Source organism: Cryobacterium sp. Hh11, assembly GCF_004404045.1.
In the GTDB taxonomy this organism is placed as follows: Bacteria; Actinomycetota; Actinomycetes; order Actinomycetales; family Microbacteriaceae; genus Cryobacterium; species Cryobacterium levicorallinum.
The window spans coordinates 49,641-71,945 of sequence record NZ_SOHF01000003.1; the positions used below are offsets into that span (position 1 = coordinate 49,641).

A 22,305-nucleotide genomic window follows, 5' to 3' on the forward strand; every position below is an offset into this window, starting at 1 on the left:
TCGGCCATTGCTCACGACTGCTGGGCACGCCGGCAGCCGAGAGCCCGACTGACGCCCTGCGCGGCCAGGCGTACCGCTTTCTCCTGCTCAGGGTCGACGGTGTCGGTCGTGCGGGTAACGATCGACACGGCCGCCACGACCTGGCCGGTGCGGTCCCGGATGGGCGCGGCAATCGAGCGCGACCCTGCCGTCATCTCCTCCGTCATACGGGCCAGGCCGAGCAGCCGGATCTCGGCCAACCGCGTGCGTACCGCCTCGGGCTCGGTGACCGTGCGCGGCAGAAAGCGCTCAAGGCTCGCAGCGAGATACTGCTGCACCACGTCCGGCGGAGCGTGCGCCAGAAGCACCAGCCTCACCCCGGTCGAGTGCAGGGGTAGGCGAGCGCCGACCCGCGAGATCAAGCGAACCACGTGGTGGCCCGAGAGCTTTTCCAGGTACAGTGCGTCGCGCCCGTCGAGAATGGCGAGGTGCACGTGTTCCCGCGTCGTCTCGTACAGGTCTTCCAGGTAGGGCAGCGCAATCGTGCGCAGGTTGCGGGCCGTCGGCGTCTGCACCCCGAGCTCCCACAGCTTCATGCCGAGCGAGTACTGCCCATTCTCGTGCTTGCTCAGGCCGCCCCAACTCACCCACTCGGCGACAAGCCGGTGCGTGGTGGAGAGCGGCAGGCCAGCACGTTGGGCAATGGCCGTCAGGGTCAGGGTGAGCGACGTCGCTCCGGCGGGCGCTGCGAACGCGTCGAGAATGGCGAAGAGCCTGGCCGCGACGGAACGATCGTCGACGGGGAGCGCAAGCGCCCCCTCGGGTTGGCTCGACCGCGCGGGTTTTCCTGACATCTATCCCCACGCTACTCGAAACCGGGGCTTCACCGAACTGGAGTTGTGTCGTGCGGGCCGTCTTCGTTAAGCGTGCGCCACTGCGCTTTTACCTCGCAGATATGATTTATCTGAACCTCGTTGCCAACGCGCGCTCGGGACAATCTGGTTGCAACGCACGGTGGCAGCGGAAAAGGGGGAATCATGACCGGGTTGCAGGAACGGCTGCTGCAACCAGCAGACGCGGTGACCTGTCGAGAGATTGTTCTGGACTTCTGGGTCGACCCCGAACTCGTATTCCTGCGTCTCCTGAAGTCTGAGAAAAACGCCTTCTGGCTGGATAGCGGGTTCGAAGCAGAGACCGGGGTGAGCTACCTGGGATTGCCCTCGCCATCGGCCCCGGTGGTCACGGCGTCCGGCGCCGGCGACACCGTCCTCGTCTCGGGAGTGGGCACGAGCGACAGGTTCGAGGGCTCGATCTTCGACCTGCTCCGGCTGACGACCACCCGTCGCGGAGCCGGCCCTGTGGCTGACCCGGTGGCTGACCCGGCCGACGGTCTGCGGATCGGTTGGGTCGGGTGGCTGGGTTATGAACTGGGGGCCAAAACGGTGGGGTCGCCGCGTCACGCGTCTGCCCTGCCCGACGCTGCCCTGATGTGGGCCGATCGCATTATCGCCTTCGACCACCGCGCGTCGACCATGTCCCTCCGCGTCCCCGCCGGGTCGCCGACAGCAAAGCTGTGGGTCCGGGACGTTCAGGCGACCCTCCGCTCCCTGGTCGGGAACACGGTACCGCCGCTCCCGGAAGCCGGGCAGCCGAGGAAGGCCTCGCTACGTCATACCCACGCGGAGTACGTCGACTTGGTCGAGCAATGCCGGGATGCCATCGCGGAGGGTGATGCCTACCAAATCTGCCTGACCAACGAGATCACCATCGAGGGAGCCCTGGACCCGGTCCAGACCTATCGCCGGTTGCGTCGCCTGAACCCGGCACACCACGGAGCGCTGATCCGTTTCGCCGACTTCGCGCTGTTGAGTTCCTCCCCCGAGCAGTTTCTGGAGGTGTGCCCGGACAAAACGATGACTACCCGACCGATTAAGGGTACGCGTCCCCGAGGCCGAACATCCGAGGAAGATGCCGGGCTCATCACCGAGCTGGCCGGTCATCATAAGGAGATCGCGGAGAACGTGATGATCGTGGATCTCATGCGCAATGATCTGGGTCGGGTGGCCGAAACTGGCTCGGTGCAGGTCCCCGATTTACTCCGGGTCGAGTCCTACCAAAACGTGCACCAACTGGTGAGCACCATCTCGGCGAGGATCGACCCACGACTTACCTGGGTCGACGCCGTTGAGGCATGTCTGCCGGCCGGGTCCATGACCGGAGCGCCAAAACACAGCGCAATGAGCATCATCGATCGACTCGAACGCGGTGCCCGGGGACCCTACGCCGGCGCCTTCGGCTACATGGGGGCAGACGGTCGCGTCGACCTGGGCGTGACCATTCGAAGCCTCGTAATTGGACCGACGACGACGACCATCGGCGCGGGTGGCGGCATTACCGCCTGGTCGGTAGCCGAGGAAGAGTACGAGGAAACGCTGCTCAAGGCCGCGCCGCTGCTGGCAGCCGCGTCTGCGGTGATCACCGCCTGACGAGGCCTGTCCGGTCAGGGCCTGCCCGAACTACCTATGCTTATTGTGACCCGCAAGACGGCGAAGGGAATCTTCGACACGCCCTGCTGGCGCTCCTCACCGTGGAACCGATGACCGGGTACGAGCTGTCGAAGGCGTTCCAGGCATCCGTTTCGCACGTCTGGCACGCGCCCGACTCGCAGATCTACCCGGAATTGCGCCGTATGGCGGCCGTCGGCCTGGCCGAGGTCGAGCACAACCCGCGCAACATCCGAATGCGCGCGCTCTGACCACGCTCGCGTTTCGGGCAGATTACAAGTTGAGCCAATATCCCCCAAACAGTTGCAGGGATTGTTGAACAATCATAGGCTTTCTCACAATCAGTGACCGCCGGTGCTGACTCGTATCCCAGAGAAGTGAGCAGCGCCCATGGCCACGTCCGTCACACCCGTCACGCGTAAACTGAAGAAACCCAGGAACAGGCACCGCGGGGCCCTGCTCGGAGCCATGTTCCTCATGGCCACGAGCGCGGTCGGCCCGGGCTTCATCGTGCAGACCACGACCTTCACAGTGCAGCTCGGCGCGGCGTTCGCTTTCGCCATCCTGGTGTCAATCCTCGTGGACATCGCCGTTCAGCTGAACGTGTGGCGGGTGATCGGAGTGAGCGGCAAGCGCGCCCAGGAACTCGCCAACACCGTACTCCCGGGCGCCGGCTGGTTTCTCGCCGCCCTCATCTGCATCGGCGGCCTCGTCTTCAATGTGGGCAACATCGCCGGAACCGGCCTCGGCACGAACGTTCTGTTCGGCATCGACCCGAAGATCGGCGGGCTCATATCGGCCGCCATAGCCATCGCCATCTTCCTGAGCAAGCGCGCCGGCGTGGCCCTCGACAAGATCGTGGTCGTGCTCGGCGCGGTCATGATTCTGCTTATCGGGTACGTGGCGATCGTGTCGCAACCACCGCTCGGTGAAGCCCTCAAGAATGCCGTCATTCCCGACAACGTCGACTTTCTCATCATCACCACCCTCATCGGCGGCACCATCGGCGGGTACATTACCTATGCCGGGGCGCACCGCATGATCGACGCCGGCGTCTCCGGCCCCGAAAACGTGGGCGAGATCACCAAGAGCTCCGTTCTCGGAATCATCATTACCGGTGTCATCCGCGTGCTGTTGTTCCTGGCGATTCTCGGCGTCGTCGCCGGCGGAGTGGCCCTCACCAGTGACAACCTCGCGGCCGAAGCGTTCCAGTCAGCAGCCGGCGACATCGGCCTCAAGCTGTTCGGCGTGATTCTCTGGGCCGCTTCGATCACCTCGGTCATAGGCGCCGCATACACATCGATCTCCTTCGTCACGACCGCGAAGACCTCGCCGCGGGTGCGCAGCATCGCCACCTGCGTGTTCATCGCGGTGTCGGCCACGGTCTTCACCCTGCTCGGCCAGGCCCCGGCCACGCTGCTCATCATGGCCGGCGCCGTGAACGGGCTCATTCTGCCCGTCGGTTTCGCGGTCATCCTCTGGGTGGCGTGGCGCCGCCGCGACCTGCTCGGCGGCTACATCTACCCCAAGTGGCTGCTCGTTATCGGTGTCGCCGCCTGGCTGCTCACCCTGTATCTGGGTTACCGCTCGCTCGGCGGCCTCGCGGCGCTGTGGGCGTGACCGCACTCGACCGGGCCGCTCTTTCGCCCGCCGAGGCCCGTGCGCTCTTCCGCGGCGGACTCGCCACACCGACGGCGGGCTGGTCGAGCGGATTCACCCAGGCCAATCTCATCATCGTGCCGAAGGAGCAGGCCTTCGACGTGCTGCTCTTCGCCGAGCGCAACCCCAAGCCGTGCCCGATTCTCGGGGTGCTCGAGGCCGGCCAGACCGCCGGCCCGCTGCTGTCCGGCGGCGACATTCGCACGGACGTCGGCCGTTACAGGGTCTACGAGAACGGTGTGCTCGTGGCCGAACCGACCGACCTGACGGCCTGGTGGCGCGACGACCTGGTCACCTTCATCGTCGGCTGCAGCTTCACCTTCGAGGCTGCATTGCAACAGGCTGGCATTCCGATCGCCCACATCGAGCAGGGTCGCAACGTGCCGATGTATCGCACCAACCGGCGCTGCGCATCCGCTGGCAGTATGGCCGGGCCGCTGGTCGTGTCGATGCGCCCCATCCGTGCCGATCGAGTAGCGGATGCCGCGCGCATCACCGCCCGCTACCCCGCCGTGCACGGCGCCCCCGTACACAGTGGGGATCCGGCCGATCTGGGCATCCGCGACCTCGCCAGCCCCGATTTCGGCGACGCGGTGACCGTGCCCGACGGCTTCGTGCCCGTGTTCTGGGCTTGCGGCGTCACACCGCAGGCGGCCGTGATGGAGTCCCGTCCGCCGCTCGCGATCGGCCACGCCCCCGGCCACATGCTCATCACGGATGCCCGAGACTCCGACTACCTCGTGCCGTAGGCCCGCTGGGCGCCGGTTTGCGCAAGCGGATGCCGCGTCGCTGCCCTACACGCGCGCGTGCGCCTCGAGCAGCTGTTGCTCGGCCCGGCGCAGGTAGTCGACCATGAGCGCGGCCGCCTCGGAGCGCTCCCCCGCCTCGAATTTCGCCAGGATGATGGCGTTGTCGTCGATGTAGGGCGCGTGGAATAGGGGATCGGCCACCATCGAGTGGAACACCAGCCGCATCTCGGCAAGCACCTGCGTCATCTGCGCATTAAGACGGTCGCTTCCGGTAAGCGCGACGACCCCGGCGTGGAAGTCCTGGTTGGCGCTGGCCATGCCCGGCACCGAACCGTCGGTGCGGGCTGACCGGGCACGCGCGATGGCGGTGTGGAGGGCATCCGTTGTGTAATCGGTCGACCAGGTGAGCGCGGCCGGTTCGAGAAAGCGGCGCACCCGGTAGATCTCGTGGATGTCGTCGGCGGTCGGGCGGGTCACGAACACGCCACGGTTGGGGATGCGGGTAACGACGTGTTCGCGGGCCAGGGTCGCGAAGGCCTCCCGCAAGGTGTTGCGGGAGACGCCGAGCACCTCGCACAGCGGTTCCTCCGACAGCTTCGCGCCGGGTGCGAGCTGACCGGCCGAAATGCGCTCGCGCAGCATCGACGCGGCCCACTGGCCCGTTTCGGCGTGGCGCACATCGACGCTCTGGCGACGCAGGTCGGGGAGGATCTCGTCGAGGGTCATACCCACACAGTATCGACTCTCGCGCTCAAGCCTCGATGGTCGCGACGACGGCGTGCACGGCCACCGCGTCGCCGGGAGTCACGATCAGCCCCACGAGGCGGCCGGAACGGTGCGCGACGACGGTCGATTCCATTTTCATGGCTTCGAGCACCAGCAGCGGATCGCCCGCGGCGACCGTGGCGCCAGCGTCGACGAGCCACTTGACCACGGTGCCGCTCATGGTGGAGCGCAGCTCGGCCGGATCGGTCAGCTCGATCGGCGCTGGCGCCACCGGCTTGCTGCCCTGCGCAAAACTGGCCAGCAGGTTCTCCGGCAGGCCGAGCGCCACCCGGCGCCCGTCGAGTTCGATCGTGATCGTGCGGCGAGCCAGGGCCGGGGCTACCGGCATGAGTGAGGAATCAGCGGCAATCTGCTCGGCGAACTCGGTTTCGATCCAGCTCGTGTACACGCCTAGCCGATCAGGCCCAATGAACGCGGGCAGGTTCACCACCGCACGGTGAAACGGCAGCACGGTGGGCAGGCCCGCGATCTCGAACTCGGCGAGCGCCCGGCGGGCCCGCCGAAGGGCCTGGGCCCGGTCGGCGCCGGTGACGATGAGTTTGGCGAGCAGCGAATCAAATTGCGGAGCCACCGCATCACCAGAGCGGATGCCGGCATCAACCCGAATTCCCGGCCCGGTCGGCACGGTGAACGCCGTCACTGTGCCCGGTGACGGCAGAAATCCGCGGCCGGGGTCTTCGGCGTTGATACGGAATTCGAAGGAGTGGCCGTGCGGCACCGGGTCGTCGGCGACCGGCAGCGGCCCGCCGGCGGCGATGGCGAGCTGGGCGAGGACGAGGTCGACGCCGGAGGTCTCTTCGGTGATCGGGTGCTCCACCTGCAGGCGCGTGTTCACCTCGAGAAAAGAGATACTGCCGTCGTCGGCCAGCAGGTATTCCACGGTACCGGCACCGACATACCCGGCCTCCCGGCAGATGGCTTTCGCCGAGGTGTAGATGAGGTCGCGCTGGTCCGCGGTGAGAAACGGTGCCGGCGCTTCCTCGACGAGCTTCTGGTTGCGGCGCTGCAGCGAGCAGTCCCGGGTGCCGACGACGATCACGGCGCCGTTGCCGTCGGCCAGAATCTGCGCTTCGACGTGGCGGGGCTTGTTCAGAAAGCGCTCCACGTAGCATTCGCCGCGCCCGAACGCCGCAACGCTCTCGCGCACGGCGGAGTCGAACGATTCCTCGATGGCATCCAGCTCCCAGACGACCTTCATGCCGCGGCCGCCGCCGCCGAACGCCGCCTTGATTGCCACCGGCAGACCGTGCTCCTCGGCGAAGGCGCGCACCTCGGCCGCGGTCTCAACGGTGCCGTTCGACCCCGCCACGAGCGGAGCACCCACCCGCACGGCGATCTCGCGCGCCGAGACCTTGTTGCCGAGCAGCCGAATGCTCTCCGGGCTCGGGCCGATCCAGACCAGCCCGGCGTCCTGCACGGCTTGGGCGAAGTCAGCGTTCTCCGACAGAAATCCGTAGCCGGGGTGTATGGCGTCGGCACCGGCGCGGCGCGCGATGGCCAGCAGTTTCGGCACGTTCAGGTAGGTGTCGGCCGGGCTGTTGCCGCCAAGCGCATAGGCCTCGGTGGCCAGCCCCACGTGCAGCGCGTCGGCGTCGACGTCGGCGTAGACGGCGACCGAGTCGAGCCCAGCGTCAGAACAGCCGCGAATGATGCGCACGGCGATTTCGCCACGGTTGGCGATGAGTACTTTCTGCACGGTTCAGCTCTCGTTTGAAGGAATTGGAGTGAAGCGGATGCGCGCGCCCGTTACGAGCTGCGCCGCCCGGTCGAGGTCGGCGTGCAGCACCACGCCGAGCACCGGGTAACCGCCGGTGACCGGGTGGTCAGCGAGGAATAACACCGGAACGCCCGAGGCCGGCAGCTGGATAGCGCCGGCGACGGTGCCCTCGCTCGGCAGTTCGCCGCCGTGCGCCCGCTCGAGGGCCGGCCCATCCAGGCGCAGGCCGATGCGGTTGGACTGCGCGGTGACGACCCAGTCGGTGCGGTCGAAATCGGCGAGGATGTCGGCACTGAACCAGTCGGCGCGCGGGCCGGGAACGTAGCGCAGCACGGTAACCTCCGCGGGCGGGGCCGGCGAGGGTTCGGCCGCCCCGACCACGCTCGTCGGCGCAGCCGGCAGCACCGTCAGTTCGGTGCCGGCAACGAGCGGCGCCGGACCGACGCCGGACATGGAGTCGGTCGAGCGGCTGCCAAGCACGAGCGGCAGGTCGAAACCGCCGCGTACGGCGAGATAACTGCGCACGCCCCACAGCGGGGCGCCGAGGGTCAGCCGTTCGCCGGTGTGCAGCGCGAACGGGGCGTCGGTGGGTACAACGCGGGGTGCGGCATCCGTTCTGCTGATCGTGATGAGAACGGATGCCCCAGCCACGGCGAGCACCTGCTCGGTGCTGGCGTCGAGCACGAGGCCGCCGAGGGCGTTTTCGAGCACTGCGGCGGAGGCGGGGTTGCCAACCAGTCGGTTGGCGCGGCGCAGGGCTCCGCGGTCGAGGGCACCGGCGCCGGCCACGCCGAGGTGGGCGAGGCCGGGGCGGCCGAGATCCTGCACGGTGGTCTGCGGCCCGGGCTGCACGACGACAAGGTCGGCGGGCAGGTCGGCGGGCGCCGTCGGGGCCGTCGGCGCGGCCCGCACGAACTCGTGCACGGCCCGAAATTGCACCCGGTTACCGGGCTGCAGCAGGGCCGGCTGATCGCGGTCGAGGCTCCACAGGGCGGCGTCGGTGCGGCCGATCAGCTGCCAGCCACCAGGAGTGACCCGCGGATACACCGCCGAATAACCGTCGGCGAGCGCCACCGCACCGGCCGGAACGGCCTTGCGCGGGCTGCTGCGCCGGGAGACGGTGAGCCGGTCGTCACCGACGAGATAGGCGAAGCCGGGGGCGAAGCCGCCGAACGCGGCGGTCCATAGCTGCCCGGTGTGCGCCGCGATCAGACCGTCGCGGTCGAGGCCGGTGAACTCTGCGACCTCTTCGAGGTCGTCGCCGTCGTAGATCACGTCGATGGTCACGAGCTCGTCCGGCCCGGAGTCGGCGGTGCGCGGCGCGATCGCGCGCAGCCCAGCCGCAAAGCCGCGGGCCGCTGCTGCCGAATCGGCAGTCACGAGCACGGTTTCGGCAGCGGCGACGACGTCGACCTGGCCGGGCAGCGGATGCTCACGCAGCGCCTCATACAGGCCGAGCACCTCACTCAGCCCGCCCAGCTGCACCAGCACGGCTCGGTCGCCCACGGCGCGAATGGATCGAATGGGGGTGGGCATCCGCTAGACGAAACTCGCCACGAAAACGCCGGCGGCCAGCAGCGCGGAGCGCACCGCGGCGGCCAGCCGCACGGCGTCGGGGGTGTCGCCGTGCAGGCAGATGCTCTCTGCCGGCACCGCGATGACCGAACCGTCGACGGCGACGACGGTTCCCTCGAGGGCGAGGCGCACGACCTGCGCCGTGACCGCCTCGACCGAGTGCAGCACCGCGCCGGGCAGCGTGCGTGACACCAGGCTGCCGTCGGCGTTGTAGGCACGGTCCGCGAAGGCTTCGGCCACGGTGCGGAGGCCCGCGGCCTGGGCGGCCCGTTCGATCTCGCTGTTCGGCAACACCATGAGCGGCAGGCACGGGTCGACGGCGAGCACGGCATCGACCACGGCCTGCGCCTGCACCGGGTGACGGGCGATCGTGTTGTAGAGGGCGCCGTGCGGTTTCACGTAACGCACCGCGGTGCCGGCAGCGCGGGCGAGGGCCTGCACGGCGCCGATCTGGTAAATCACGTCGTTACTAAGTTCGGCCGCATCCATCTCGATGAAGCGGCGGCCGAATCCGGCCAAGTCGCGGTAGCCGGGGTGTGCGCCCACCATGACACCGGCGGCAGCCGCAGCAGCGCAAGTGGCGCGAATGGTCGTGGGGTCGCCGGCGTGGAACCCGCCGGCGACATTGACGCTCGTGACCGAGGCGATAATGGCGGCGTCGTCGCCGAAGGTCCAGTTGCCGAAGGACTCTCCGACGTCGCTGTTCAGATCGATGGTTGGCATGGTCCCCGTCTTTCGTTCACCCTAGACTGCCGTATTTCTGTGTATTGTTCAACAATCTCTGTAAAATCAGCCCTGAATCCAGAGGAGTGCGACCTGGACTGACCGTTTTACACCCCTAATGGGCGCACCCCATAAGGGGTAGACAGCGAGTGCACTCCTCAATATTGTATTAATACCTGCGGCAACAAGGTCCGCTGGTTGCGATCGATAACTGGAGTGAAGCACATGATGCGAAGCAAAGTTAAGACCGGCGCCCTTTCGGCGCTTCTGATCGGCACGTTGGTCGGTGCCGGCGGTTTTCTGTCGGCCGGCGCAGCCTCGGCCGCAATCGCGCCCGAGTTGACAGGCACCACCTCGTCAGCGGATGTCGACCGCTGGGTCGTTCCGCAGACCCAACAGGGCGGTGACTACTGGACCCCGGAGCGTATGCAGTCCGCCATACCCGGCGAGGTCCTGGTACAGGACAACGTGGCGGCCGGAGCGATCGGTGCTGTCGCGGCCGGAGCCACCTCCCTGGTGTCCCCGCAGGCAGCGGACTCGAGCCCGTCGCCCACAGCCACCCAGGTCTCCCCGATTTCCCACATCGGTAAAATCTTCTTCACCCTCGGCGGCACCGACTACGTCTGTTCCGGCAACGCCATCTCCGCGACTAACGAGAACACTGTCGTCACCGCCGGGCACTGCGTCAACGAAGGCCCCGGCAATTTCGCCTCACGCCTCATCTTCGTGCCGGCCTACGAGAACGGCTCCGCCCCGTTCGGCCAGTGGAATGCCACCGAGCTCTACGCTCCCACCCAGTGGAGCAACAGCGGTGATATCAGCTACGACACCGGCTTCGCCGTGGTCTCCTCGCCCACCGGCACGTCGCTGAGCGACAGCGTCGGCGCGTCCGGAGTCACGTTCAACCAGAGCCGTGGCCTCACCTACACGGCCTACGGTTATCCGGCAGCTGCGCCCTTCACCGGCGAGACCCTGCAGTCCTGCTACGGCACGGCCAGCGCCGACCCCTACGGCCAGACCCAGTCCCAGGGAATCCCGTGCGACATGACCGGCGGCTCCTCGGGCGGCCCGTGGATGATCGGCAGCGGCTCCACCGGCCTGCAGAACTCGGTCAACAGCTTCGGCTACAACAACATCGCGAACACCATGTTCGGGCCCTACTGGGGCTCGGTCATCCAGAACGCCTATGTCGCCGCGTCAGCCTGACCCGAGCGGCGCAGACCCGGTTGCCCGGCAGCGCCTCAATCCCGACGCAACCGACTGGCCCGACGTAACCGACTGGGACGACGAACGGATGCGCGCGGCCCGGCCGCGCGTCATCCGCCTGAACCCCGACGGGTCGCGCGTGCACGACGCGACAACCGAACAATCGGAAGCCGACACGGAGACCCCGCCGCCGGCATCCTGAAACAGGGAAGGCCCCGTCCGAAACTCGGACGGGGCCTTCCCCTTCCCCTTGCCGGCAGGCGGCAGGCGGCAGGCGGCAGGCGGCAGCACGCTCCTCCTGCTCATAGCTCGGAGCAAGCTCCCCCTGCTAGCAGTTCGGCGCCAGCTCCCCCTGCTAGTAGCTCGGCGCCAGCTCCTCGACCGTGAAGGCGGCCTCGGTGGTGTCCTCGATGTCCTGCAGGCTCACGCCGGGGGCGCGCTGCCGCAGCACGAGGCCGGTTGGCGTCACATCGAAGACGGCCGTGTCGCTGATGATGCGATCCACGACGCGTACGCCGGTCAGCGGCAGGGTGCACTCGGTGACGATCTTCGGGGTGCCATCCTTGGCGACGTGTTCGGTCAGCACGACCACGCGCGGGGTTCCGGCCACGAGATCCATCGCGCCGCCCATACCCTTGACCATTTTGCCGGGGATGGTCCAGTTGGCGAGGTCACCCTGGCCGGAGACCTGCATGGCACCGAGGATGGCGACCTTCACGTGCCCGCCGCGGATCATGCCGAACGAGGTCGCCGAATCGAAGATCGACGCCCCCGGCAGCACCGTAACGGTCTGCTTGCCGGCGTTGATGAGGTCGGCATCTTCCTCGCCCTCCCACGGGAACGGCCCCATGCCGAGCAGCCCGTTCTCGCTCTGCAGCGTCACCTGAATTCCCTCGGGCAGGTTGTTGGCCACGAGCGTTGGAATGCCGATGCCGAGGTTCACGTAGTCGCCGTCGCTCAGTTCCTGCGCCGCGATCGCGGCCATTTCATCTCTGGTCCACGCCATGATCTACTCCCCTGCCTGTACACCGGCCAGCACGGGCCGACTGCGCACGGTGCGCTGTTCGATGTCTTTGACCCGGGCCGAGGCCTGAACCAGGCGCTGCACGAAGACGCCCGGAGTAATCACGTGATTCGGATCGATCTCGCCGGGCTGCACAATAATCTCGGCCTCCGCGATCGTCATAATGCCGGCGGTCGCGACCACCGGGTTGAAGTTGCGCGCGGTAAAGCGGTACTCGAGGTTGCCCAGGGTGTCGGCGCGCCAGGCCTTGACCAGCGCGACGTCGGCAACGATTCCGCGTTCCTGCAGGTAGGTCTCCCCGTCGAAATCGGCGAGCGGCTTGCCCTCGGCGATCAACGTGCCGACGCCGGTTTTGGTATAGAACGCGGGAATTCCCGCGCCGCCGGCCCGCAACCGCTCGGCCAGGGTGCCCTGGGGACTGAACTCCACCTCGAGCACGCCGGCCAGAAACTGTTCGGCGAACAGTTTGTTCTCGCCGACATAGGACGCGATGACTTTGCGCACCTGCCCGGCTTCGAGCAACACGCCCAGGCCTTTGCCGTCGACGCCCATATTGTTCGAGACGACGGTGAGATCTTTCACAGCGGATGCCCGCACCGCGTCGATGAGATCCGCCGGAATGCCGCTGAGCCCGAAACCGCCGACCGCAAGCACCATCCCGTCGCGCAGGACGTCGTGCAGCGCCTCGCTGGCGCTGGCCTGAACCTTGGACATACGTTCTCCTCATCGAGTTGGTGTTGCGCCTGCCGCCTTGTCCACCTTGTGGACATCGGCCGATATCGTCATGCTATTCAGGCCCGATAAGCCCTGTCAAACCTTAGATTTCTTAGTTTCCACCTCGTGAACAGTAGGATATTAATCATCCACAATATGGACACAGGAGGCGAAATGATCTCTCAACCAGCCGCATCGGACGTGCCGACGCCACCCGGCGCGTCGCCAGCACCGGCCGGGCAATCAGGTCGCGATGCCTCGGTTCACGCCGCCCGCCCAGAACGCGGCGCCCAGCCGGCTCAGAGCGCACACCCTGACCGTGGCGCACAACCCGCACAGTCGATTCCGGGAGCACAGGTCGTCGGCCGGATCGCCCTACTGCTGCGCCTGGTCGGGCGCAACCCGGCCGGCACTCCCTTGGCCGAGATCGTGCGGGACTCGGGCCTGACCCGGCCCACCGTGCACCGGCTGCTCACCTCGCTCGCCGCCGAGGGCCTGCTCGACCATGATCCAGTGCGCCGCACGTGGCACTACGGCCCCGAGGTGTTCGTCATGGGCACCGTCGCCGCGGCGCGCTATCCGATCGAAGAGCTCGCGCGGCCGAGCCTCGTGCGCCTGGCCGAGGAGACCGGGGAGAGCGCCTTCCTGTCCATTCGACGCGGCGCCGAAACCGTGTGTCTGCTCCGCGAAGAGGGCAGCTTTCCCATCCGCTCCTTCGTGCTGCACGAGGGGGTGCGCTTTCCGCTGGGCGTCGCCTCCGCTGGAATGGCCATTCTGGCCTACCTGCCCGAGACCGAAGTGGATGCCCTCCTCGCCGACACAGGATCCGTCGACACCGAGACCCTCGCGGCTCGCTGGGGCGCCCAGCACTCCCCCGCGAGCATCCGCGCTAATCTCAAACGCACCCGAGTGACGGGCTATGCGGTCAACCCAGGACTCATCCTCGAGGGCAGCTGGGGCATGGGCGCCGCGATCTTCGATCGCAGCGGTCGCCCGGGCTGGGCGCTCTCCCTCACCGGCATCGAGCCACGATTCAAGCCCGAGCGGCAGAAGGTTCTGGGTCAGCTTCTGCTCGACGAGGCCAGCCGCATCACCCAGACCCTGCAGCGCCCCCCGATAGCCTGACCGCCCGCGCAATGCCAGTTTCGGCCCCGCGTCCCTCGTTGTCGCGCGCAACTTGACGCCGTCGGCCCCAGCACCCGTGCCGCCCTGCATGGGGTGCCATCTTCAACCCCATGAACTCGGCCTGGCCACGCGAGGTACCCTCCCGGACCGGGCATGAAAACAGCCCCGACCGAGGCCGGGGCTGTTCTTACAGTCTGAGTGGAGCTAAGGAGATTCGAACTCCTGACCTTCTCATTGCGAACGAGACGCGCTACCAACTGCGCCATAGCCCCAAACTGCCTTTGAAGAATATCACGGGCTGGCCGCCACTTTCTCCGCTTCCCGCCCGAGCCGCCAATTAGACGGCGCGACGACGACGCAGCACGGCGTCGAGGTCGGTCATGCCGGGGCTGGTTTCGCCAACGATTCCCATCGACGCGAAACGGTTCGGCACCGCAGCCGCTGCGGGCCTGGCGATCGGCGTGGCGGCCCGGATTGCTTCCTCGGCGAGCGCTGCGGCGCGGCGCGTGACCTCCGCCTCGGCGGCGGCCTTTCGCAACTGATTGGCCGCTTCAACGGATGCCATCGCCGTCTGCGCAATGGATCCGCGCGAGAGATGCATCGCTCGCGGCACCGGCTGCGGCGTCCAGGTCGCCGCGGCAACCGGGGTCTCCTCAAGCTGCACGGGCTCAAAGGCCTGGCCGACCAGAACGGGCAACACCACGGGGGCGTCCACGCGCACCACACGCGCCGAACGGGCAACCGTGGCCAGCCCGCCGAGAATGCCGAACGCGGCCACCATGACAACCCCGCCACCGACAAAAGCGGTGAACGAGCCAGCCAGGGCGGGAGCGATCCCAGTCACGGCCAGCACGAATCCGGCCAGCAGAATCAGCGACACCAGGCCGCGGAAACGGCGCAGCCGCCGAAGCTTCGAAACGGGCGACTCCGCCACGCGCGGCGCTGCGGCAGCAGCGACGGCCGCAGCGGCGCGGCGAACGTCGCGGGCAGCATCCGCCACCGCTTGCGCTTCGGCCCGTTCGGCCTGCTCAGCCCGCGCCAGTACGCGTTGCTGCTCGGCCACGGTGCGGGCGGTCGCTTCGAGTCGCACCTGGTGCGGCACCTCGGCGGTTTCGGCCAGGATGCGCAGCGTTTGCTGCAGCCGCACGGCGTTTTTTTCGGTCGCCTGGTACTGCTTGCGGCGCGACCAGGTGGGCATCAGGTAAGCAACCCAGAGCACGGCGGCCACCGCCACCATGACCCCGCCACCCAATGCCTCATTACTCATGTTGACAACGGTAAGAGGCGCAGCGGCCAGAGCCGATGATTACCGGTGGCGTGTCACCGAAGTTAATACGCTGATTCCGCCCCCGAACGGGGCAAATCGGGGCGATCATCGAACGATGACCCGCACCGGATGCGCGGCCGACTCGAGATCGGCCGCGGTGACCGTGGCGGCATCCGCTGGCACCAGACCATCATGCCAGCGGCGCAGCACGCCCTGGGTGAGTTCCTCGGCGACCAAACCGAAGCAGAAATGGTCGCGCCAGTCACCGTTGATGTGAATGTAGCGGCGACGCAATCCCTCATAGCGAAAGCCGAGTTTCTCCACGACCCGCAGGCTCGCCTTGTTCTCCGGGCGGATGCAGATCTCCATGCGGTGCAGGCCGAGCTGATAGAAGCAGTAGTCGGTCGCGAGCGCCACGGCCATCGGCGTGATCGACTGGCCGGCGAACTTCTCACTCACCCAGTAGCCGATGGTCGCCGATGACAGTGATCCCCAGGTGATCGACGACACGTTCAGCTGGCCCGCCAATTCGCCGTTGCTTTCGATGATGAATGGCAGACCGTTACCCGACCGCGAATGCGTCAATAGGCTCCGGATGCTCGCGCGCGTGTCGAAAGACATCGGCGCGTACGGGTTCGTCGCCTCCCACTTGCGCAGCCAGGAACGGTTGGCCAGAAGTTCGCCCTCGAGGGCGCGGGCGTCGCGCAATCGGATCGGGCGCAGGGTGACGGCCCCCTCGCGAAGGGTGGGAATAGCGATCGGCACGGTTCGCCTGTCTGTCGTGGGCTGAAATCCCCGGTGGGGCTCTGTAAAACGTTAGTCGAGCGTGGCGACGAATTCGTGCAGCCAGGGCTTGAGGTCGCGCCCGAGGTCTTCGCGATCGACGGCGAGTTGCACGATGGCCTTGATGTAGTCGAGCCGGTCGCCGGTGTCGTAACGACGCCCACGAAAGATGAGGCCATAGACGCCGCCAGTGGTTTCGGGGTTGACGGCCATTTCCTGCAGGGCATCGGTCAACTGAATTTCATTGCCCTTGCCCGGCGCGGTGTGCTCGAGAATGTCGAACACCTCCGGACGCAACACATAGCGGCCGATAATGGCGAGGTTTGAGGGAGCATCTTCTTGGCTGGGCTTTTCGACCAGCCCGGTGATGCGCACGACGTCAGGGTCGTCGGTCGTTTCGACCGCGGCCGCGCCGTACAGGTGAATCTGCGACGGGTCGACCTCGAGCAGCGCCACGATGCTGGTGTTGCGCTTGCCCTGCTCCTCGAGCATGCGGGTGAGCAGGGGGTCGCGGGCGTCGATGATGTCGTCACCGAGCAGCACCGCGAAGGGCTCGTTGCCCACGTGCATGCGCGAGCGCAGCACGGCGTGGCCGAGGCCGCGCGGGTCACCCTGGCGCACATAGTGGATATCGGCGAGTTCGTTGGATTCGCGCACCTTGGCGAGCCGGGTCTGGTCGCCTTTGCGTTCGAGCATGGCCTCCAGCTCGGTCATGCGGTCGAAGTGGTTCTCCAGGGCGTTCTTGTTGCGCCCGGTGACCATCAGCACGTCGCTGAGCCCGGCCGCAACGGCTTCCTCAACGACATACTGGATGGCCGGCTTGTCAACGACGGGCAGCATCTCCTTCGGCATGGCCTTGGTCGCTGGGAGGAAGCGTGTTCCGAGTCCAGCTGCGGGAATGACGGCTTTAGTAATCGGGGTACCCATGGGCACTAGGTTAGTGGCAAGTAGGATGCCTTATATGGACTCCGACATTGGTCATCGAAAGCGTGCGCTAAGAGCGGAGCTGCGCGAGCGTCGCCAGAATATGACCTCCTCGGAGCGTGAATCGGCCACGGCCGGATTCACCGCAAACCTGCAGAGCCTCGTCCTGGACCTCTCCGCCCGATCGATTTCCTGCTATCTGTCGGCGCGCAATGAACCCGATACCCGGCCCTTTCTCAACTGGGCAACGGCAGAGGGCATCCGTATTCTGTTTCCCATTTCTCGCGAAGACGGTCTGCTGGACTGGACCGTCGGCGACGGCGAAGAAGAATTCACCGGCATTTCCGGGGTTCCCGAAGCGGTCGGAACCTTGCTCGGCCCGATCGCCATCAACGATGTCGACCTCATCATCGTGCCGGCAGCGGCCATCGACGAGTCCGGTCTGCGCATGGGCTGGGGCCGCGGCTACTTCGACAAGACCCTCGGTTCGATGGAAAAGTGCCCGCCGGTCTACGCCGTCGTCTTCGACAGCGAATACCTCGACGAGGTTCCCCGCGAGGTGCACGACCAACCGGTCAACGGGCTCGTCACCCCGACCAGAATCATCGCGTTCTGACCATTTAATACCGCTCGTGAGCCCCTTTCTGCATGTGACGGGGCGCCAGCGCGCCTAACCTTAGTTCTGGCGGGCATTTTGCCTGTCGGCTCAACCAGCTGGAGATGCAGTGCCTACCTACTCTTACCGTTGCACCGAGTGCGACACCGCCTTCGACATCCAGCAGGCCTTCACCGACCACTCGCTCACGGTGTGCCCGACCTGCCAGGGCAAACTGCGCAAGGTGTTTTCGTCGATCGGCGTGACCTTCAGCGGCTCCGGTTTCTACAGCAACGACTCCAAATCGGATGCGAAGCGGTCCAACCCGAATCTCGACCGCAAGCCGAGCGAAAGCTCGAGCGACAAGTCCGACTCCTCGGCGAGTAAACCGGCCGAGACCAAGACCGAGAAGAAGGCGGACAGCACACCCGCCAAGTCCGCGGCCCCCTCCGTTCCGGCCGCCAAGGCGTCCTAGAGCATGGCGCTGACCAAGACGGTCGCCCAAGTCATTCGTTTGGAGCACCCAGTGATCAACGGTTTCAAAGAATTCATCATGCGCGGCAACGTAATCGACCTCGCCGTCGCCGTCGTCATCGGCACGGCGTTCACCGCCCTCGTCACGTCGATCGTTACGAGCATTTTCAACCCGCTCATCGCGTCGATCTTCAAGGCGGACTCGCTCGCTAAAGCGCTCCCGTTGACTCTTCCCGGTGGCGACAAAATTCTGTTCGGAGCCGTCATCGGTGCCCTGATCAACTTTCTACTGATCGCCGCGGTCGTCTATTTTCTGATCGTGCTGCCGCTGAACAAGCTCAAGGAAGCCCAGGACCGACGCCGCGCAGCCGGGGTTCCCTCCGAGGTCGTCGCCGACCCCACGACCGAGCTCGACCTGCTCACCGAGATCCGCGACCTGCTGGCCAAAAATGCCGCCGCAACGCCGCCCGACCAGGGGCCCAAGCACTAACTACCAGTGCGGCGGGCGATCCTGCCGCAACTGTGCCTCATTCGCGCTGGGCCCACTTCCCGTGTGCGCAACGCCACCCTCTTCGCGCAGCACCGGCGGGTGCGGGTTCGGGTCGGTGTCCGGTGCCGGCAGCAGCTTGGCGCGGCGGGCCGTGCCTGCGGCCTTCACGATCGGCTGACGCTCGGTACCCAGGCGCTGTGCACCTTCTGAAGCGCTCACGCGTTGGGCCGTCTCGGGTCGATGGTGGGCGCGTCACCGGTCGCAAAGGGACGAGCATCCGTTTGAGGAACGCCGGCGATCGCGGCGACGCGTGCGGCGACGGCGTCTGGATTGCTGAACAGTTCGAAGCTGTGCACGCGCAGGTAGTGCCAGCCGAGGCGGCGCAGCACTTCGGGGCGCAGCCGCAGGGACTCGCGCAGGCTCGCGCGGCCGACCACGGCATCCGTTTCAACGACGATCGCGCGGGTGCCGTAGGAGGCGGCCAGGGCGAGCTTGCCGCGGTGCCCGAGACGCACGCTGAGGCCGAGCTTTTCGAGGCGGCCGCCGAGGTCGACGAGCATGGCCTCGCTCGCGTCGGGCACCTGCACCTCGTCGCGGCGTGCCTCGGTCTCGCTGAGCACCTGCGACAGCGCCAGGATGCCGTGGCGCTGGCGATCCACCTCGATGTCTTCGGGGCGGAAGCACGAGACGATGTCGAGGGCACGGCGGGCGCGCGTCATACCGATCGCGAGCAGGCGTTCGCCGCCGGGTTCACCGAGCGAACCGAAGTTCGACAGCAGGCGGCCGTGCGGGGTGCGGCCGTAGCCGATCGAGAAGATGACCCGGTCGCGGCTCTGCGCCACGGCCTGCTCGAGAGTGAGCACGGTGAACGGTTCGCTGCGGTCCTTCAGAATGAAATCCGACAGGTCGGTGCGTTTGGCGAAGGCGGCCAGCACGGCCTGCTGCACGCGCACAGCGTGCCGGGTGCTCGCCGTGATCACCATGAGCGATTCGCGTGGACGCTTTGACGCGTGGTCGAGCACGAGGTCGACGACCTTCACGACCTCCGCATCCACGCTCTCAATCGCGCCGCTGTCGGCGTCGGGCATGCCGCGGCCGCCGGCCACATAGTTGATGGTGAGGCTGCCGTGACCGAGAAAACTTCCGGCCCAGGGCAGCGAATCGATGCGGCCACCGTAGAAGCGGTGGTTGACCAGTTCGGCGAGGTCTTCGCCGCCGGCCCGGTAGCTGCGGGTGAGCGTCAGTGTCGGCAGTAGTTCGCCGAGCCGGGCCAGGGCGGAGTCGGCGTGCAGGGCGTCGACCGACACGTCGGGCGCGGCCGTCTCCCCTGAGCCGGCGATACCGGTCTCGAAGGCCGACGGTGTCTGGGTGACCGGGTCACCGAACGCCACGATCTGGCGTCCGCGGCGAATCGCGCCGACGTTTTCGGCGAGGGTCGTCGCTCCGGCATCGACGAGCAGCACGGTGTCGAAGGTGATCTGGTCGCTGATGCCGGCGATCTCGTAGGGCGAGGCGAGCCAGACCGGCGCGAGCACGCGGCCGAGGTGCGGGGCGACCTCGTTGAGCCGGGCTGGCGTGGCCCGGTCGGCGCGCAGCAGGCGGCGCAGCTGGTCGGCCTCCTCGGGAAAGTCGACGACACCGATCTTCCAGGTTTCGGCCAGCAGCCAGGCCAGCAACTTGCCCGAAGCGGATGCGTGCGCCTCGTCGACGAGTTTGAAATCGGCTTCGAGGCGGTCCAGTACCGCCGTGTTCGCGTTCAGCAGTGCCCGGTCGCTCGCGAGCATGATCTCGAGCACGGACTGCCACCAGGCCAATTCGAGTTCGGCAGCGACGTTCTCCTCCGACACGTGCCGCTGGGACAGGTCGGTCATCAGCGGGTCGAGGTTGTGCTCGCGCAGCGTTGCGAGCAGCGCGGTGCGCTCGTGCAGGTTGGCGAGCACCTCACTCTCGGCGGCGAGGCCCGAGATCATCGCGGTCAGCTCACCGATCTGACGCCCGGCGAGGATGCGCGGTGTGCCAGTGGTGCCCAGCGGAACGTCGAGCAGACCGAGGTCTTCGGAGACGCGCTGAAAAGCGACGTGCACGTCGTTGATGCCGACCGGTACCTCGGGCGTCACTCCGGCGGCGGCGTAGCGCTGCCAGAGGGTGCGCTGGTCCTGGATCCGGCGCAGGCTCTCGTTCATATCGCTGACCCGCACGCCGGGGCGCTGGTACTCCTCGGCGAGCTTGCGCAAGCGGCGCCGGCTGGCCGAGCTCATCTCGGAGGATTCACGCCGCGACGACGTGGCGGCGATCAGTTCGGTCAGCGAGCGGTCGTAGACGCCCGGCTGGAATTTGTCGAGGGTTTCCCGAATATCGAGCAGCAGGCGCAGGTAGATGCCGAGTTCGTTGATCGTCTCGAACGGGCGCAGCCGGGTCTGGCCGATCAGGCCGTTGGCGCGTTCAAGCAACCGCGGCAGTTCAACCTGGTTGATGCGCTTGGCGAGTTGATGCGAGTTGGCGGCATCCGCTGAGGAGGTGAAGGAGGCGCCGTACCAGGGTGAGTCGCCGGGGCCGTACCGAAACTCGCCGAGGATAGCGGCTTTGATCAGGGTATTGGCGGCGGCGGATCGGGAGTGAGCGAGCAGTTCGAGAGCGTGCCGGTCGAGCCGGGCCGTCGTCGACGGCGGCTGCGGCAGCTGCGCGAGGCGCGCGAGCTCACCGAGGGCGTCGAGGACAGAGACGCCGAGCGCCGAATCGCGGCGGGTGAGCGCCGAGCGATAGTCGAGCAGCACCTTGCGCAAGCGCACTAGGGCATCGTCCACGTCGCCGACCCGCGGCTGGGTGGCCTTCTCGTTGCGTGTGATCGACTGGATCAGGTCGCGGCGCAGCGTGCGCGGAGTCACGGCGATGCCGGGCAGGCCCACCTGCACCAGGCGACCGGCGATTCCGTCGAGGCTGGAGCGGCGGGCGCTGACCACGAGCACGCGCTTATGCTGGGCGACGAGCGAGCCGATCGCGTTGACGATGGTCTGGGTGCCGCCGGTTCCGGGCAGGGTCTTCACGACCAGGGAGTTTCCCGCCGCGATCTGCGCGACGACATTCTCCTGCTCGGGGTCTGCGTCGCCGAGCAGCGTGTCGGTGGCGGGCGGGCGGGCATCCTGGCCGATCGGCACCACCGGGTTGTAGGCGGACCCGATATTGCGCTTGGCGGTCATATTGCCGGCGACGGCGTCGAGCAGCGGGTGGTCGAGGTTCGAGGCGTCGGCGGCGAGTGCTTGGCCGCAGGAGGCGAAACTCGAGACGACGAGCCGGGGCACGACGTTGAACCAGGGCAGGTGGGAGGTCAGGCCGCGCAGGCGGTCGATGACCGGCTGCGGTTTGAATGCACCGTTCGTGACGGCGAGCGCCACAAAAGCGTCGGCGTCGAGGACGATCTGAAACTGGTCCTTCAGCGCGCGGGCCAGTTCGGGGTTGAGAAAGGGCTGGCCCTTGAGCTTGAGCTCGTAGTCACGGCCGTAGCGGCGGATCGCAAGCGGGCGCAGCAGCACCGGCGCACTGTACTCGACGTCCTGGTAACGCCACTCGGCGAGGCCGATGGCGAGGTTGACCGACTCGATGCCGCGCATCGAGCGCAGTTCGATGCCCTTCTGGGTGATCTCGTTCGCGGCCAGCCGGGCGTTGCGGAGCGCGAGTTCATCGCGAATGAGGTTGGACAGCAGGGTCGTCTTGCCGATGATGAACTGCGGCAGGCCCCCGGGATGGGTGGCGCTGAGCTCGATGCGGGTGCGGGCTTCGTCGGTGAAGTGCAGCAGCGGGGAGCGCCCGCCGAGCGCGGCGAGTTCATCGCGCCAGCGCTGCCAGACCGGCTCGGCGATGTTACCGGCGGTGAACGCCGGATCGCCCAGACTGAGGTTGTGGGGACTGGTCACGTTTTGCGGGTCGATGGGAACGACGTCCAGGTACTTGGAAAGCACGTCGTCGTCGTCTTGTTTTCTATCGAGGTGCCACACAGGGATACCCTAATTGCGA

At 67.0% G+C, this 22,305-nt stretch carries 21 protein-coding genes, 1 tRNA gene and 1 pseudogene; 10 read left to right on the plus strand and 13 right to left on the minus strand.

All coding sequences use genetic code 11. The annotated features are described in order from the left end of the window. Positions 1 to 11: 11 nt before the first annotated feature. On the minus strand, positions 12 to 833 hold the full coding sequence (locus E3T46_RS00315; RefSeq protein ID WP_134577015.1) for an IclR family transcriptional regulator: 822 nt from the start codon (positions 831 to 833) through the stop codon (positions 12 to 14). Between the two features lie 183 nt (positions 834 to 1,016). On the opposite strand from E3T46_RS00315, the gene pabB reads away from it, so the two are divergent. The 4 genes and pseudogenes from pabB to E3T46_RS00335 all read left to right on the plus strand — a co-directional run bounded on the left by pabB (position 1,017) and on the right by E3T46_RS00335 (position 4,891). Beyond that, positions 1,017 to 2,465, plus strand: a complete 1,449-nt coding sequence (pabB, locus tag E3T46_RS00320) for an aminodeoxychorismate synthase component I (protein WP_134577016.1) — start codon at positions 1,017 to 1,019, stop codon at positions 2,463 to 2,465. Positions 2,466 to 2,548: 83 nt separating this feature from the next. After that, positions 2,549 to 2,698, plus strand: a pseudogene (locus E3T46_RS00325) (PadR family transcriptional regulator); the annotation flags it as partial. Positions 2,699 to 2,873: 175 nt separating this feature from the next. Continuing rightward, entirely contained in the window at positions 2,874 to 4,103 is a 1,230-nt protein-coding gene (locus tag E3T46_RS00330; protein ID WP_241980376.1) for an NRAMP family divalent metal transporter, read from the plus strand. After that, positions 4,094 to 4,891, plus strand: a complete 798-nt coding sequence (locus E3T46_RS00335; protein ID WP_134577017.1) for a putative hydro-lyase — start codon at positions 4,094 to 4,096, stop codon at positions 4,889 to 4,891. The genes E3T46_RS00330 and E3T46_RS00335 overlap by 10 nt, the downstream gene beginning before the upstream one ends. A gap of 45 nt (positions 4,892 to 4,936) precedes the next feature. Here the strand turns inward: E3T46_RS00335 and E3T46_RS00340 are convergent, their stop codons facing one another. From E3T46_RS00340 to E3T46_RS00355, 4 genes are read right to left on the minus strand one after another with little or no spacing between them, the layout of a single operon-like run. Next, positions 4,937 to 5,617, minus strand: coding sequence for a GntR family transcriptional regulator (locus E3T46_RS00340; RefSeq protein ID WP_134577018.1), 681 nt, complete (start codon positions 5,615 to 5,617; stop codon positions 4,937 to 4,939). A gap of 25 nt (positions 5,618 to 5,642) precedes the next feature. Beyond that, positions 5,643 to 7,373: a biotin carboxylase N-terminal domain-containing protein gene (locus E3T46_RS00345; RefSeq protein ID WP_134577019.1), complete on the minus strand. Its 1,731-nt coding sequence runs from the start codon at positions 7,371 to 7,373 to the stop codon at positions 5,643 to 5,645. Between the two features lie 3 nt (positions 7,374 to 7,376). Beyond that, complete coding sequence (locus E3T46_RS00350; protein ID WP_134577020.1) at positions 7,377 to 8,930, minus strand: 5-oxoprolinase/urea amidolyase family protein; 1,554 nt, start codon at positions 8,928 to 8,930, stop codon at positions 7,377 to 7,379. Positions 8,931 to 8,933: 3 nt separating this feature from the next. Then, positions 8,934 to 9,692 (minus strand): 5-oxoprolinase subunit PxpA, encoded by a 759-nt coding sequence (locus E3T46_RS00355; protein WP_134577021.1) that lies wholly within the window; start codon positions 9,690 to 9,692, stop codon positions 8,934 to 8,936. A 225-nt stretch (positions 9,693 to 9,917) separates the two neighbouring features. Here E3T46_RS00355 and E3T46_RS00360 point away from each other — a divergent pair, with 225 nt between their 5' ends. Together E3T46_RS00360 and E3T46_RS00365 are read left to right on the plus strand one after the other, a co-directional pair. Further along, positions 9,918 to 10,898 carry a hypothetical protein gene (locus E3T46_RS00360; protein ID WP_347232594.1) on the plus strand — a complete coding sequence of 327 codons (981 nt, stop codon included), beginning with the start codon at positions 9,918 to 9,920 and terminating at the stop codon, positions 10,896 to 10,898. After that, on the plus strand, positions 10,879 to 11,100 hold the full coding sequence (locus E3T46_RS00365) for a hypothetical protein (protein WP_134470092.1): 222 nt from the start codon (positions 10,879 to 10,881) through the stop codon (positions 11,098 to 11,100). The genes E3T46_RS00360 and E3T46_RS00365 overlap by 20 nt, the downstream gene beginning before the upstream one ends. A 153-nt stretch (positions 11,101 to 11,253) precedes the next feature. Here the strand turns inward: E3T46_RS00365 and E3T46_RS00370 are convergent, their stop codons facing one another. Together E3T46_RS00370 and E3T46_RS00375 are read right to left on the minus strand one after the other, a co-directional pair. Beyond that, on the minus strand, positions 11,254 to 11,904 hold the full coding sequence (locus tag E3T46_RS00370; RefSeq protein ID WP_134577022.1) for a CoA transferase subunit B: 651 nt from the start codon (positions 11,902 to 11,904) through the stop codon (positions 11,254 to 11,256). A gap of 3 nt (positions 11,905 to 11,907) precedes the next feature. After that, positions 11,908 to 12,636, minus strand: a complete 729-nt coding sequence (locus E3T46_RS00375) for a CoA transferase subunit A (RefSeq protein WP_134577023.1) — start codon at positions 12,634 to 12,636, stop codon at positions 11,908 to 11,910. A 174-nt stretch (positions 12,637 to 12,810) separates the two neighbouring features. Between E3T46_RS00375 and E3T46_RS00380 the strand changes: the two genes are divergently transcribed. Continuing rightward, positions 12,811 to 13,761: an IclR family transcriptional regulator gene (locus E3T46_RS00380; protein ID WP_134577024.1), complete on the plus strand. Its 951-nt coding sequence runs from the start codon at positions 12,811 to 12,813 to the stop codon at positions 13,759 to 13,761. Between the two features lie 199 nt (positions 13,762 to 13,960). Here E3T46_RS00380 and E3T46_RS00385 read toward each other — a convergent pair. From E3T46_RS00385 to galU, 4 genes are all read right to left on the minus strand, one after another. Beyond that, positions 13,961 to 14,033: transfer RNA gene (locus E3T46_RS00385), tRNA-Ala, on the minus strand. Positions 14,034 to 14,098: 65 nt separating this feature from the next. After that, entirely contained in the window at positions 14,099 to 15,028 is a 930-nt protein-coding gene (locus E3T46_RS00390; RefSeq protein ID WP_134577025.1) for a hypothetical protein, read from the minus strand. Between the two features lie 105 nt (positions 15,029 to 15,133). Further along, on the minus strand, positions 15,134 to 15,793 hold the full coding sequence (locus tag E3T46_RS00395) for a GNAT family protein (RefSeq protein ID WP_092451036.1): 660 nt from the start codon (positions 15,791 to 15,793) through the stop codon (positions 15,134 to 15,136). 51 nt (positions 15,794 to 15,844) lie between these two features. Next, positions 15,845 to 16,738 carry a UTP--glucose-1-phosphate uridylyltransferase GalU gene (gene galU / locus E3T46_RS00400; protein ID WP_134577026.1) on the minus strand — a complete coding sequence of 298 codons (894 nt, stop codon included), beginning with the start codon at positions 16,736 to 16,738 and terminating at the stop codon, positions 15,845 to 15,847. A 34-nt stretch (positions 16,739 to 16,772) separates the two neighbouring features. Here galU and E3T46_RS00405 point away from each other — a divergent pair, with 34 nt between their 5' ends. From E3T46_RS00405 to mscL, 3 genes are all read left to right on the plus strand, one after another. Then, positions 16,773 to 17,351, plus strand: coding sequence for a 5-formyltetrahydrofolate cyclo-ligase (locus E3T46_RS00405; protein WP_134443790.1), 579 nt, complete (start codon positions 16,773 to 16,775; stop codon positions 17,349 to 17,351). Between the two features lie 109 nt (positions 17,352 to 17,460). Continuing rightward, positions 17,461 to 17,805: an FmdB family zinc ribbon protein gene (locus tag E3T46_RS00410; RefSeq protein ID WP_134470107.1), complete on the plus strand. Its 345-nt coding sequence runs from the start codon at positions 17,461 to 17,463 to the stop codon at positions 17,803 to 17,805. A gap of 3 nt (positions 17,806 to 17,808) precedes the next feature. Next, positions 17,809 to 18,294 carry a large conductance mechanosensitive channel protein MscL gene (gene mscL / locus E3T46_RS00415; RefSeq protein ID WP_241980377.1) on the plus strand — a complete coding sequence of 162 codons (486 nt, stop codon included), beginning with the start codon at positions 17,809 to 17,811 and terminating at the stop codon, positions 18,292 to 18,294. On the opposite strand, the gene E3T46_RS00420 is transcribed toward mscL, so the two are convergent. After that, positions 18,295 to 18,513 carry a hypothetical protein gene (locus E3T46_RS00420; RefSeq protein ID WP_241980378.1) on the minus strand — a complete coding sequence of 73 codons (219 nt, stop codon included), beginning with the start codon at positions 18,511 to 18,513 and terminating at the stop codon, positions 18,295 to 18,297. Further along, entirely contained in the window at positions 18,510 to 22,286 is a 3,777-nt protein-coding gene (locus E3T46_RS00425) for an ATP-binding protein (RefSeq protein ID WP_134577027.1), read from the minus strand. The genes E3T46_RS00420 and E3T46_RS00425 overlap by 4 nt, the downstream gene beginning before the upstream one ends. Positions 22,287 to 22,305: the final 19 nt, after the last annotated feature.